Origin of the sequence: Nonomuraea sp. NPDC050153, assembly GCF_044460125.1 — a bacterium.
Lineage (GTDB): Bacteria > Actinomycetota > Actinomycetes > Streptosporangiales > Streptosporangiaceae > Nonomuraea.
Map to the genome: position 1 here is coordinate 306,254 of NZ_JBITJQ010000010.1, position 12,159 is coordinate 318,412.

A 12,159-nucleotide genomic window follows, 5' to 3' on the forward strand; every position below is an offset into this window, starting at 1 on the left:
TGAACTGGAGCATGCCCAAGAGCCGCGGCCGCCGCAAGGCCACCAGCAGCAGACCGGTCCGTCGTTCGCCCCTCGCGCCGCGCCGATCGGACCTGCTGCTGCGTGATGCCCGGCAGCTCACCGGCCTGGCCGATCCGCTGATGGCCGAGACCTGGGCCAGCGGTTGGCTCGGCGGAGCATGGTTGACCGCCGAGCTGGGCGAACGCGAGGCCGAGCACCGGTTGTGCATGGAGGTGACCGGCAGGGCGTCCACCACACCCTCGCCGCACGGCCTGGCCGTGATCGCCGCGCTGGCGCGGGTCGCACCCGTCACCGACGTCACCATGCTGGCCGAGACGATCGACATCCTGGCCGAGACCCAGCCGCTGCCGCCCTGGCACACCGCCATGTCCGCGGACACGGCGTGGACCGCGGTGGCGGCGTGGCGCGCGGTAGATGTGTGGGACAGCGAACAGGTGCTGCTCATCGACTACGACGGACCCCACCCCCACACGCTGATGGCCCAGATCCTCCATCCCGGCGGGCTGATGATCGGCAAGCTCGCGATCCTGGAACCCGGCGCCGCCGCGCAGTGGGACCAACCACTCGAATCCGACGAGGTCCCCATGCCGATCAGCCAGGCTCCGGTGGCCGACGTGCTCGCCGACCTGGCCGATGCGCTGCGCACCACCGACATCACCTGGCCACGCAACGACGACGAGAACTTCGTCGACAACCGGGCGCTGGCCTGGTCCCGCTGCCGCGACCACCTTTCCGCCTGGCCCGAACGAGAACAGCTGCCCGAGGCCGAACGCCACCGCCTGATCCAGCAGTTCACCACCGCCAACGACCTGGACGACGAGGTGAGCAGGTCACTGGCCGAGCTGTTCCTGGACTACGGCGAAGGCCACATCATCTCCGGCCCGCTGGCCTGGAGCCCGGCCGAGGTCATGCTGCTGCTCACCGACTGGCTGCCCCGCAAGGCCATCCTCGATGCCGCCCAGCGAACGGCCCTCCCCGACGTCCTGCGCCAGTGGTTGACCTACGTCCTCGACCAGCGCGGCGTCGATCCCCGATGGATCACCCCAGTCGTCGACGCCGTAGACGTCCACCTGCACGAGTTCCGCCAGGCGTTCGATGATCACACCTCCTGGGGCCCCGCCAAACAGATCGCCGCCGCCCTCACCGACCGCGGCATCGACCTCACCGACCGGCAAGCCGTCGACGATGCCATGCGCGCGCTCAACGCCGAACGACTCGCCCACCGCCTGCTTCCGTGATCAGTTGGCGGTACCGCGCGGGAGTTCCCGGTCGTGGTCTTCGGCATCCGCGGACGGCGTTCCTGAAAGCCCCCACCGGAGCGCTCTCCCCACGCAGTAGCTTTGGTTCCGCGACAGAGAAGGGAATTCCGTGCCCGGCATGGCCCGTGAACGACTGGCCGAGTTGCTCGATGCGTCGGCGGAGCCGGCCGCGTCCAGCGTCTATCGAAAGCTTTCCAAGACCGATCTGTCGGTAGTGGTCGATGGGGTCGGCCCGCTGCGGTTCCCCGTCTCCGACGAGCAGGCTTCCCAGCTACGAGAACTCGGCCGCCGTGCGCGGTTCGGGCGCGGTGAGCATACCTTGACCGACCCGGAGGTTCGCGACACCTGGGAGATTCCCAAGGAGTTGGCGCGCGTCGAGTGGACGGAGGCGTTCGCGGCCGTCCTCGACGGGATGCGGGCGGAGCTGGGGTTGCCGCCGCACTGCGAGCTCACGCCGGAGCTGCACTCGATGCTCCTGTACGAGACCGGGCAGTTCTTCGTCGCGCACCAGGACTCCGAGAAGGACGACGCCATGGTCGCGACCTTGGTGGTGACGCTGCCGTCCGCGCACACCGGCGGGGAGCTCGTCGTCGAGCATCAGGGCCGGTCCACGAAATACCGAGGGCTGAAGTCCGCGGTCTCGCTGGTGGCCTTCTACGCCGACTGCCGCCACCAGGTTCTCCCCGTGAAGACGGGCAACCGCGTCACCCTCACCTACAACCTGCTCCTGACGGGCGACAGCCAGGCCGCGGCGGCCGAGCATCCGCTGGTCAGTGATCTCGCGGCCTGCCTTCACACGCACTTCACCACCCCGGTCGTCGTGCCGTACAGCTCTCGCACAGGCGATCCGCCGACGCGGCTGGCGTACCTTCTCGACCATGAGTACACCGCCCGCGGGCTGAGCTGGTCCCGGTTGAAGGGCTCCGACGCCCCGCGGGGCGCCCTGCTGCGGGCTGCGGCGGAGCGGGCGGGTTGCGAGATCACCCTGGCCCTCGCGGAGATCCAGGAGACCTGGGACGCCTACGATCCCAACGAGGACGAGGACGCGTGGTACCGCGACTATGAGGACGAGGACCCCGACGACCACGAGGACTCGCGCAGCGCGGACGACAGGGAGTACGTCCTTCAGGATCTGATCGAGACCTCCACCACGCTCGCCCACTGGATCGGCCCGGAAACAGGGCAGCTCGAGGACATCTCGCTGGACCTCAGCGACGCCGAGGTGGCCTCGACGACCCCGACGGCTGATCTGACGCCCTACTCCTCGGAGTACGAGGGTTACATGGGCAACTACGGCAACACCCTGGACCGCTGGTACCGGCGGGCGGCGCTGGTCATCTGGCCACGGGGCCAGGGCTTCGCCAGCCGGGCCGAGGCGTCTCCAGGGTGGGCGCTGGACGAACTCACCGCGATGGCCCGCGCCGGGGAGAGCGCGCAGGCCCGTGAGGCGGCGCGGTCGCTGGAGTCCTTCTGGCACGCCGCAGGCCGATACCCCGGCCAAACCGAACTTCTCCACAAGGCGCTGGAGGCAGCCAGAGAGCTGGATGACGCGCAGATCGCCGCCATGCTGCTGCGGCCGTTCGCGTTGGAGCGGCTGGTCCCCGGACACGGCCCGGCCTTCGCCGGCCTGGCGGCGCACTACGGCGACGCCTGGATCGACGGTCTGCTGCACGACTGGTCCGAGGGCTGGCGACCCGGCTCCTACGGCCTCGCCCGGGCGCCGCTGGAATGGCTCGAGAATCTCCCACGGCTGTGTGCCGCGCTTTCGGTGGAGGGGAGCCCCTCCACCACGGCCGCCCGCCGCATCGTCGATCTGTCGTGGACGATGTTCGCGCGCCAGGTCGGTCCAGCGCTCGACGGGCCTCTCACCTCCCGGCAAGAAGCATGGCTGACCTCCTTGGGGGCGCCATGCTCCGGAATCATCGCGGCCGCGGCCCAGCTGGGATCGACGGGCGTACTGGAGCACGCCCACAAGCTCGCGCGGACGGACGGTGATCGGGCGCACCTACTGGCGATGGCCACGCTGCGCGCCGCCGGGACGCACCAGGCGGGCTTCGACGAGCTGGCCATCAACTGTGCCGAACGGATCCGGGCATTACTGGCGCAGCCACAACGCGCGCCGGGCGACTGGTCGATCGAGCTGCCCACCGGATGCGCGTGCGAGCTGTGCGAGGTGCTCGGCTCGTTCCTCCGGCATCCTGAACGGCGTGCTCTCGACTGGCCGCTCGCAAAGGACAAGCGCAGGCATGTCCACGCCCGAATAGATGACGCGGAGCTGCCCGTCCGTCACGAGACCAGGCGGCAGGGCCGCCCGTACACCCTGGTGTTGACCAAAACCGAGGCGCTCTTCGAACAAGAGCGTCTGACCCGCGAACGTCACGAAGCGAACCTGGCCTGGCTCACCAAGAACCGGAATGTTCCCCTCTGATCGGGCCGTGCGCGACGCTCGACCGGATGCGTGAAAGGCACACGCCGGGTCAGCTGTGGTGGCGCTTGGTTCGGGCCAGGGCCGCGATCACGTCGATGGTGCGGTCCTGTTCGTCCGGGCTGCCGAAGGGCGCGGCGAAGAAGTCGGTCACGCCTGCGTCGTGAAGCCGTCGCAGCCGGCCTTCGATCTGGGCTTCGTCCCCGACGATGACGACGTCCTGCGGGCCGGCGGCCCGTTCCCGGTCCAGCACCGCCCGATACTCGGGGACCTGGCCCGCCAGACCGAACTGTTCGGCGATCCGCCCGCGAACACCGTGCTCGTCGTCGGTCACGCTGACCAGCAGCCCGGCGACCACGCGCGGCGACGGGCGGCCCGCGGCCTCGGCGGCCTTGGTGATCGAGGGCACGATGTGGTCGGCCAGGGTCCGGGGGCCGGTCATCCAGGTCACGGTCCCGTCGGCGAGTTCTCCTGCCAGGCGCAGCATCGCGGGAGCCAGGGCGGCCAGCAGCACCGGCGGCGGTGTGGTGTCCGCGACAGCCACCTGGCCCACGGCCGTCAGGGTCTCGCCTCGGTGGGAGACCGCCTCACCGTGCAGCAGCGGACGCAGGATCGACAGGTGTTCGCGCATCCGGGCGGCGGGGCGATCGGCGGGCAGGCCGTACATGTCGGTGACCATCATCGAGATCCCCGCCCCGATGCCCAGGGTGAGCCGGTTGCCCGTGGCCGCCTGGACGCTCAGCGCCTGGCCGGCCAGGACGAGGGGATGGCGCTGCGGAACGGGCACGACGGCCGTCCCCAGTTCGATCTCCGGCACCTGGGCACCGGCGACGGCCAAGGCCGTCAGGGCGTCCCAGCCGAACGCCTGAGACGCCCACACGCTGCTCAGCCCGTGTTCGGCAGCGCTGCGAACCTGGCGGACGAGCTCCCCGGCTGTCACCGGTCCCCGCAGATCGCCGACTGCCAACCCGATTCTCATCCCGCCGCTCCCATCACACGCGGAGAGGGTCTCCGCTTAGGTTCCGCTAGAGTACGGAGAACTTCTCCGCTTATCAACCCGGGGGCAACCATGAAGAGCAGTCCTGGGGACGGCCGACGCCCACGGCGTGCCGACGCCCGTGACAACCGCGAGCGGCTCCTGCTGGCGGCACGGGCGGTGTTCGCCGAACAAGGCCCCCACGCCTCGCTCAACAAGATCGCCCAACAGGCCGGCGTGGGACCCGGCACGCTCTACCGCCACTTCCCCAACCTCCAGGCCCTCCTGGTCGCCATCATCGGCGGCGACGTCCAGGCCCTTTGCGCCCAAGGCCGCGAACTGCTCGAACACCCATCCCCCGACGAGGCGCTGCGCGCCTGGCTACGCGCCGTCGCCCGCCACGCGACCGCCATGCGGGGCCTGGTCGCGACCGAGATGATCGCCAAGCCCACCCCGGAGACCGGCACCGCACTGGCCGCCTGTCACGAGGCGATCCACGCCACCGGAGCCGCCCTGCTCGGCCGCGCCCAACAGCACGGCAACGCCCCCGCGCGGCTCGACACAGCCGACCTCCTCATGCTCACCAACGCCATCGCCTGGGCCAGCGAGCAGACCCCCACCGACACCGGTCTCCTCGACCGCCTCCTCGCCCTGATCAACACCGGCGTTCCCTACCCGGGCGAACCCCCTCAGACGGCAAAGGGTCGCTGATCGGCGGCTCCGGTCCCCTCGGTCGGTGCTGGACCGTCCCCGGCGCGCATGATCGCCAACGACACCACCTACACCCTGAAGTCGTCCAAGAAGAACGGCACCGGTATCGAGACGGTCGGGTCGGCCCGCTCTTCCCCGGCCGGGCACCGTTCGTTGACTGAATGCATCCTGCATTTTACATTCAGGACACGTTCCGGGTGATGCAGATCACTCCACGGCCCCGGTGAGGTGACCCTTCCATGTCCCTTGACGACGCGACGGCCCAGTTCCTCAAGCAGATGAACGAAGCAGGCGGCAAGCCGCTGCACGAGATGACACCCGTGGAGGCCCGCGCCCTCGGCGGCGCGCTCGGCGAGCTGTACGGCAAGGGCCCGGAGATGGCCGGCGTGGAGGAGGTCGTGATCCAGGCGGCGGACGGCGGATCGTTCGGGGCACGCGTGCTGGTCCCGGTCGAGCACCCGCGGGCGGTGATCGTGTACTACCACGGTGGCGGCTGGGTCATCGGCGCCCTCGACGAGTTCGACACCTTGGGACGGACGCTGGCGCACCGGACGGGCTGCACCGTCGTCCTGGTCGACTACCGGCTCGCCCCCGAGCACCGTTACCCCGTCGCGGCCCGCGACGCCTACGACGCTCTGTGCTGGGCCACCGCGGGGGAGCCGGGCCTGCCGATCATCGTGGCCGGGGACAGCGCGGGCGGCAACCTGTCGGCCGTTGTGGCCCAGCGCAGCCGCGACGAGGGCGGCCCCGCCATCGCGCTGCAGATCCTCGTCTATCCGGTGACCGATCACGACCTGGACAACGCCTCCTACACCGACCCGGCCAACCAGCTCATGCTGAGCCGCGACAGCATGATCTGGTTCTGGGACCACTATGCGCCCGACCCGGCCACGCGGGCGAACGCGGACGCCTCCCCGCTGCGGGCCCGGGACCTGTCGGGCCTGCCGCCGGCCGTCGTGCTGACCGCCGAGCACGACGTGCTGCGGGACGAGGGCGAGGCCTACGCGGAGCGGCTGCGCGAGGCCGGCGTACCGGTGCGGTTCAAGCGGTTCGAGGGCCAGATGCATGCCTTCTTCACGATGGTGAACGTGCTGCCGGGCAGCGCGGCGGCGATCACCATGGTCGTCGAGGCGATCGACGGGAGCCTGCGATGAATGTCGACGCCGTCGTCGTCGGCGCGGGCTTCGCCGGCATGTACATGCTGCACAAGCTGCGCGGCCTGGGCCTGACCGTCCGCGTCTTCGAGACCGGCGACGGCGTCGGCGGCACCTGGTACTGGAACCGCTACCCGGGCGCCCGCTGCGACGTCGAGAGCATGCAGTACTCCTACTCCTTCGACGAGGAGCTCCAGCAGGAGTGGGAGTGGAGCGAGCGCTATCCGTCCCAGCCGGAGATCCTGCTCTACGCCAACCACGTCGCCGACCGCTTCGACCTGCGTAAAGACATCCGGTTCGAGACCAGGGTGACCCGCGCCGGCTACGACGAGACCGCGAACCTGTGGCGCGTCGAGACCGACCGCGGCGACCACGTGTCGGCGACGTACCTCATCACCGCGGTGGGCTGCCTGTCGACGGCCCGGATACCCGCCTTCCCCGGCGCCGGCTCCTTCCAGGGGCCCAGCCACCACACCGGGCGGTGGCCGCACGAGGGCGTGGACTTCACCGGGCAGCGGGTCGCCGTCATCGGCACCGGGTCCTCCGGCATCCAGGCGATCCCGGTGATCGCCACGCAGGCGGAGCACGTGACGGTGTTCCAGCGCACCGCCAACTACAGCCTGCCCGCGTGGAACAGGCCCATGGAGCCGGAGTACGCGCAGTGGGTGAAGGCCAATTACGCCGAGCTCCGCGCCACCATGCGCACCTCCGCCGCCGGCGTCATGGGCACCTCCAACACCGCATCGGCGCTGGAGGCGACGGAGGAAGATCGGCTGCGGGAGTTCGAGAGCCGCTGGGCCAAGGGCGACGTGGCCTTCCTCGGCTCCTTCGGCGACACCGCGATCGATCTTGAGGCCAACGAGATCAGCGCCGAGTTCGTCCGCGGGAAGATCCGCGAGATCGTCACGGATCCGCGGGTGGCCGAGTTGCTGGCGCCCAGGGACCATCCCATCGGCACCAAGCGGATCTGCATCGACACCGGCTACTACGCCACCTACAACCGTCCCAACGTGACCCTGGTCGACGTCCGCGACGCGCCGATCGAGGAGATCACCCGGACCGGTGTGCGCACCGCCGACGCCGAGTACGCCGCCGACACGATCGTGTACGCCACCGGCTACGACGCCATGACCGGTCCGCTGCTCGGCATCGACATCACCGGCAAGGGCGGCCTGTCGCTGCGGCGCAAGTGGGAGGCCGGGCCGCGTACGTACCTGGGGCTGATGACGGCGGGTTTCCCCAACCTGTTCACCATCACGGGACCCGGCAGCCCGTCCGTGCTCAGCAACATGATCGTCTCCATCGAGCAGCACGTCGAATGGATCGCCGACTGCCTGCGGCGGCTGCGGGCTGACGGCATCGCCACCATCGACGCCGACCCGCCGGCCGAGGACGCCTGGGTGGACCACGTCAACGAGGTCGCCGGCCACACGCTCTACCCGCGGGCCAACTCCTGGTATCTGGGCGCCAACATCCCGGGCAAACCACGGGTGTTCATGCCGTACGTCGGCGGCGTCGGCGCCTACCGGCAGAAGTGCGATCAGGTCACGGCGGACGGCTATGCGGGATTCGTGCTCTCCACCTGACCGCCGAGGATCACCCCGTCGGCCGTCCCCTCGGCCAGGTGCTCCTTCACGGTGACGAAGATCTGCCCGAACCGCTGGAGCGCGCCGGCGCGGTCGCCGGCCTCCAGCAGGGTCAGAGTCTCGCCGTAACCGGACTGCCACAGCGGCCAGAACCCGCTGGCGGCGGTGAGCATCATGAGGCGCTGTGCCCTGGCGATCACCAGGTTCCACAGCGCCTCCAGCTCGCCGTTGCCGCCCGCGTGCACCATGATCAGCGTGAACCGCGTGCCCGCCGCGGTGGCGGCCGCGGAGTCCTCGATGGCCAGCGCCGCGTCCATCGCGTCGAGCTCGGCCCGCATCCGGGCCAGCAGGTCGGGCGTCAGCGCGGGCATCGCCCGCTCCAGAGCGGCGGTGCCGAGCACGCCCATCACGTCGATCACCTCGATCGCGCTCTCGCGGGTGACGGGAGCGACCCTGCGCACCCGGTTGGGCACCGCCTCGATCAGCCCTTCGGTGACGAGCTGGGCAATCGCCTCGCGAACGGGCGTGATGCTGAGGCTGAGCCTGGAGGCGATCTCGGCGTCCTTGATGACCTCGCCGGGACGCAGCACACCGCTGACGATCTCGGCTCGCAACTGCCGTGCGGCCGCCTCGCCTCGGGTGGGGGGCACGGTGAAGGTCATCGACCGTCCTCACCTCGGGGAGCCCGTGGAGCGGCTCCGGACAGGCCCATTATCGAGGGTCGGAGGGCAGGGCACGTCCTCAGAGGATGGCGAGGGAGTCGCCGCGCCGGGTGCGCAGAGCGTCGAGGACCTTCGCGATCGGGCCGCCGCGCGCTTCCGCGTTCGCGGGCCAGACGACGCCGAGCCGGAAGTGGAGATCCGGGTCGTGCAGCGGCACGAGGACGAGGCCCGCCTCGCCGAAGATGCGGCCCGACATGGTGCTGAGCGTGGTCAACGACAGGGCTCTGGAATGGGTGACGTGCGCGGCGACCTGGACCGCGTCGTTGTGCGGCAGCTCGCGGATCTGGGTGACGCCGCCCGCGCGCAGGTGGTCGCGGAGCCCGTTCATCACCAGGGGATGCACCTTGTGCGAGGTGAGCAGCATCTGCCGGTCGGCGAGGTCGGCGAGGGTGATCCGGGGCCGGTCGGCGAGGGGGTCGTCGGCGCGCATGGCGACGGCGAAGCGGTACTCCGCCAGCGCGAGGCTGGCGAGGTCGCCGGCCTCCACGGGCAGGTGGACGACGGCGATGTCCAGCCTGCGCGTCGACAGCAGGCTGAGCAGCCCCGCGGACGGCTCCAGGGTCACCGGCAGCTCGATCTCCGGGCTGACCTCCGCGAACGTCTCCAGGACCAGGTCCAGGACCTGGGCGGGGGCGAGCGGCGTGGCCCCCACGCGCACGACCGTCGGCGGTGGGGCGGCTCCGGCGGCCAGCTCGGACAGCGCGTCGAAGCGGGCCAGGACGTCGCGGGCGGGATCGAGGAACGTCCGTCCGAAGGAGGTCAGCTCGACCTGGTGATAACGACGGTCGAACAGGTCGTGGCCGAGCTCCTTCTCCAGCTCGCGGATGCGCCGGCTCAGCGGGGATGACGTCACGTGCAGCCGCTCGGCGGCGCGGCCGAAGTGGAGCTCTTCTGCCACGACCACGAAGTAACGCAGCTGCTGGATGTCCACCCGGCCAGGGTATCCACCCCGCCGCGCGGGCTCACGAGGCCGGGTGGAACACGGGGATCGCCTCGCCCCCTTCGGGGTGTTCGAAGGCGACGCGTACGCGCAGGCCGCCGTACACGTGCTCGGGCGCGATCTCGACGATCTGGGCCTGGATCCACGGCTCCTCGTCCAGCTCGACGATGCCGACCACGAACGGCGGCGCGCCCTTGGCGTGCACCACGGACCAGCTCACCACCAGGCCCGTTCCGGCCGCGGCCGTCCAGGACAGCTCGGGCGAGGCGCATCGCGGGCACGTGCGCGCCTGCGGCGCGGAGTGGGCGCCGCAGGCGGCGCAGCGCCGGATCAGCAGTTCGCCGCGTGCGGTGCCGTCGAAGAACTCGGCGGTGGCCGCGTCGCGGTGGACGATTCCCACGGGCATCGGCGTGCTCCTATCGGGCGTGCGGGCTGAGGATCAGGGTGGAGTGGTGGTCGAGGACGCCGCCGTTGCCGCTGACCAGGATCATGTCGTTGCGTGGCGCCTGGCGGTCGCCGCCCTGGCCGCGGGCCTGGATGACGGCCTCGGACAGCGGGGTCATGCCCCACATGTAGTAGGAGGAGAGCTGGCCGCCGCCGGTGTTCACGGCCAGGCTCCCCTCCGGCCCGAGCGCGCCGCCGGCGACGAAGGGCCCGCCCTCGCCCTTGGCGCAGAAGCCGTAGTCCTCCAGCGAGATGAGCGCGGTGTAGGTGTAGCAGTCGTACAACTCGGCGACGTCGATGTCGGCGATCGTGATCCCGGCCATCTTCAGCGCCGTGGAACCCGACAGGGCCGCGCCGCTGACCAGGCCGAACTCGCTGTCCCTGCCCATGACGTACCCCGGGTGCGCCTGGCCCCAGCCGCGGATGTGGACGGCGGGCCGGGCGAGGTCTGCGGCCCGGCCCGCGGAGGTGACGAGGACGGCGACGCCGCCGTTGCTGACCAGGCAGCAGTCGAGGAGGTGGAACGGCTCGGCGATCCACCTGGAGTTCTGGTGGTCCTCGATGGTGATCGGGTCGCGCATCTGGGCCAGGGGGTTCCCGGCCGCCCAGGCGCGCTGGGCGACGGCGATGTGGCCGAGCTGTTCGCTCGTGGTGCCGTAATTCTGCATGTGCCTGCGGGCGGCCAGCGCGTACATGGTGTTGGCGCTGTAGATGCCCGAGGCGGCGGTCAGGCCCTGCCAGCCGGTCGGCCGCCGGCCCGCGGCGGCGTAGGCGGCGGCGCCGCCTGACGACTTGTCCCGCAGCGGGGCGTCGGCGAAGACGCAGGCCACGATGTCCGCCATGCCCGACATCACGGCCATGGCGGCGTACTGCACCATGGCTCCGGCCGACGAGCCGTACGCCTGCACCTCCGACAGCAGGCGCAGGTGGCGCAGCCCGAGATCGCGCTGGAGGCCCAGGCCGACGTCGCCGGTGATGCCGGTGTTGGTCAGCAGGCCGTCCACCTCGTGCAGGTCGATCCCGGCGTCGGCGGCGGCGAGCCGGACGGCCTCGGCGGCGAACTCGGGGGCGGTCCTGCCGTACACCTTGCCCAGCTCGGTCATGCCGAGCCCGGCGATGACGGGGGCGCGCTTCATCGGCCCTCCCAGACGGGGGCGCGCTTCTCGGCGAAGGCGCGCGGCCCCTCCTTCGCGTCGGCCGACCGCATCAACGTGGCCGCCTCCGCGGCGGTCCGCTCCCAGGCGGCCTGCTCCGAGGCGACCGTGCCGTCCGCGATGCCGCGCGCGATCCGCTTGCTGGCCTGTACGGCGAGCGGCGCGTTGGCGCTGACCGCCTCGGCCAGGGCGAGCGCGGCGGGCACCACCTGGTCCTGCGGGGCGACCCGGTTGACCAGGCCGAGCCGCAGGGCGTCGGCGGCGGTCACGGGCTCGCCGGTCAGGAGGATCTCCATGGCCACCTTGGTCGGGAGCTGCGCGGCCAGCCGGAACGCGCCGCCCGCGCCGGCGATGATGCCGCGCTTGACCTCGGGCAGGCCGAACCGCGCGCTCTCCGCGGCGACCACCAGGTCGGCCCACAGGGCGATCTCGGTGCCGCCCCCGAGCGCGAACCCGTTGACGGCGGCGATGACCGGCTTGGCGATCGGATGCGTCACGCACCCGGCGAAGCCCCAATGCGGTTTGACCCCTTCGGTGGAGAGCTCCCCGCGGGCCACCTCCTTGAGGTCGGCACCGGCGCAGAACGCCTTGTCCCCGGCCCCGGTCAGCACCACGGCCCGGATCCCGGCGTCCGCGTCGGCCTCGTCCAGGGCCTCGCCGACGGCGCGGGTCATCGCCCCGTTCACCGCGTTGCGCGCCTCGGGCCGGTTCAACGTGATCAACATGACGTGGTCGCGGCGCTCGACGAGCGCGGCGGGCTCACCCAT

Annotated in this window: 11 protein-coding genes; 5 read left to right on the forward strand and 6 right to left on the reverse strand. The window is 71.1% G+C overall.

From position 1 onward, the window contains the following. Nucleotides 1-11 precede the first annotated feature (11 nt). The gene (locus ACIBQ1_RS26110) at nt 12-1,259 is read left to right on the forward strand and encodes a hypothetical protein (protein ID WP_397281430.1); all 1,248 of its coding nucleotides are present in this window, start codon (nt 12-14) and stop codon (nt 1,257-1,259) included. Nucleotides 1,260-1,398: 139 nt separating this feature from the next. Continuing rightward, nucleotides 1,399-3,708 carry a 2OG-Fe(II) oxygenase gene (locus ACIBQ1_RS26115; RefSeq protein ID WP_397281433.1) on the forward strand — a complete coding sequence of 770 codons (2,310 nt, stop codon included), beginning with the start codon at nt 1,399-1,401 and terminating at the stop codon, nt 3,706-3,708. Between the two features lie 49 nt (nt 3,709-3,757). On the opposite strand, the gene ACIBQ1_RS26120 is transcribed toward ACIBQ1_RS26115, so the two are convergent. Beyond that, nucleotides 3,758-4,684 carry a TIGR03564 family F420-dependent LLM class oxidoreductase gene (locus tag ACIBQ1_RS26120; protein WP_397281435.1) on the reverse strand — a complete coding sequence of 309 codons (927 nt, stop codon included), beginning with the start codon at nt 4,682-4,684 and terminating at the stop codon, nt 3,758-3,760. A gap of 90 nt (nt 4,685-4,774) precedes the next feature. Between ACIBQ1_RS26120 and ACIBQ1_RS26125 the strand changes: the two genes are divergently transcribed. The 3 genes from ACIBQ1_RS26125 (at nt 4,775) to ACIBQ1_RS26135 (ending at nt 8,132) form a co-directional block, all read left to right on the forward strand. Beyond that, a complete protein-coding gene (locus tag ACIBQ1_RS26125; RefSeq protein WP_397281437.1) occupies nt 4,775-5,392 on the forward strand; it encodes a TetR/AcrR family transcriptional regulator in 618 nt (205 codons plus the stop codon). A 239-nt stretch (nt 5,393-5,631) separates the two neighbouring features. Beyond that, on the forward strand, nt 5,632-6,546 hold the full coding sequence (locus ACIBQ1_RS26130) for an alpha/beta hydrolase (RefSeq protein ID WP_397281439.1): 915 nt from the start codon (nt 5,632-5,634) through the stop codon (nt 6,544-6,546). Next, nucleotides 6,543-8,132: a flavin-containing monooxygenase gene (locus ACIBQ1_RS26135; RefSeq protein ID WP_397281441.1), complete on the forward strand. Its 1,590-nt coding sequence runs from the start codon at nt 6,543-6,545 to the stop codon at nt 8,130-8,132. The genes ACIBQ1_RS26130 and ACIBQ1_RS26135 overlap by 4 nt, the downstream gene beginning before the upstream one ends. Here the strand turns inward: ACIBQ1_RS26135 and ACIBQ1_RS26140 are convergent. The 5 genes from ACIBQ1_RS26140 to ACIBQ1_RS26160 all read right to left on the reverse strand — a co-directional run bounded on the left by ACIBQ1_RS26140 (nt 8,105) and on the right by ACIBQ1_RS26160 (nt 12,159). Then, nucleotides 8,105-8,794 carry a GntR family transcriptional regulator gene (locus tag ACIBQ1_RS26140; protein WP_397281443.1) on the reverse strand — a complete coding sequence of 230 codons (690 nt, stop codon included), beginning with the start codon at nt 8,792-8,794 and terminating at the stop codon, nt 8,105-8,107. The genes ACIBQ1_RS26135 and ACIBQ1_RS26140 overlap by 28 nt on opposite strands. A gap of 79 nt (nt 8,795-8,873) precedes the next feature. Beyond that, nucleotides 8,874-9,785, reverse strand: coding sequence for a LysR family transcriptional regulator (locus ACIBQ1_RS26145; protein ID WP_397281445.1), 912 nt, complete (start codon nt 9,783-9,785; stop codon nt 8,874-8,876). Nucleotides 9,786-9,816: 31 nt separating this feature from the next. Beyond that, nucleotides 9,817-10,200, reverse strand: coding sequence for a Zn-ribbon domain-containing OB-fold protein (locus ACIBQ1_RS26150; protein ID WP_397281446.1), 384 nt, complete (start codon nt 10,198-10,200; stop codon nt 9,817-9,819). Between the two features lie 10 nt (nt 10,201-10,210). Continuing rightward, nucleotides 10,211-11,374, reverse strand: a complete 1,164-nt coding sequence (locus tag ACIBQ1_RS26155; protein ID WP_397281448.1) for a thiolase family protein — start codon at nt 11,372-11,374, stop codon at nt 10,211-10,213. Then, nucleotides 11,371-12,159, reverse strand: coding sequence for a crotonase/enoyl-CoA hydratase family protein (locus ACIBQ1_RS26160; RefSeq protein WP_397281450.1), 789 nt, complete (start codon nt 12,157-12,159; stop codon nt 11,371-11,373). The genes ACIBQ1_RS26155 and ACIBQ1_RS26160 overlap by 4 nt, the downstream gene beginning before the upstream one ends.

What these genes read in the sequence shown, in the direction of transcription:
- ACIBQ1_RS26120 (WP_397281435.1), bottom strand. Translation starts at nt 4,684, where the DNA reads ATGAGAATCGGGTTGGCAGTCGGCGATCTGCGGGGACCGGTGACAGCC.
- ACIBQ1_RS26155 (WP_397281448.1), bottom strand. Translation starts at nt 11,374, where the DNA reads ATGAAGCGCGCCCCCGTCATCGCCGGGCTCGGCATGACCGAGCTGGGC.
- ACIBQ1_RS26125 (WP_397281437.1), top strand. Translation starts at nt 4,775, where the DNA reads ATGAAGAGCAGTCCTGGGGACGGCCGACGCCCACGGCGTGCCGACGCC.
- ACIBQ1_RS26130 (WP_397281439.1), top strand. Translation starts at nt 5,632, where the DNA reads ATGTCCCTTGACGACGCGACGGCCCAGTTCCTCAAGCAGATGAACGAA.
- ACIBQ1_RS26140 (WP_397281443.1), bottom strand. Translation starts at nt 8,794, where the DNA reads ATGACCTTCACCGTGCCCCCCACCCGAGGCGAGGCGGCCGCACGGCAG.
- ACIBQ1_RS26110 (WP_397281430.1), top strand. Translation starts at nt 12, where the DNA reads ATGCCCAAGAGCCGCGGCCGCCGCAAGGCCACCAGCAGCAGACCGGTC.
- ACIBQ1_RS26160 (WP_397281450.1), bottom strand. Translation starts at nt 12,159, where the DNA reads ATGGGTGAGCCCGCCGCGCTCGTCGAGCGCCGCGACCACGTCATGTTG.
- ACIBQ1_RS26135 (WP_397281441.1), top strand. Translation starts at nt 6,543, where the DNA reads ATGAATGTCGACGCCGTCGTCGTCGGCGCGGGCTTCGCCGGCATGTAC.
- ACIBQ1_RS26115 (WP_397281433.1), top strand. Translation starts at nt 1,399, where the DNA reads ATGGCCCGTGAACGACTGGCCGAGTTGCTCGATGCGTCGGCGGAGCCG.
- ACIBQ1_RS26150 (WP_397281446.1), bottom strand. Translation starts at nt 10,200, where the DNA reads ATGCCCGTGGGAATCGTCCACCGCGACGCGGCCACCGCCGAGTTCTTC.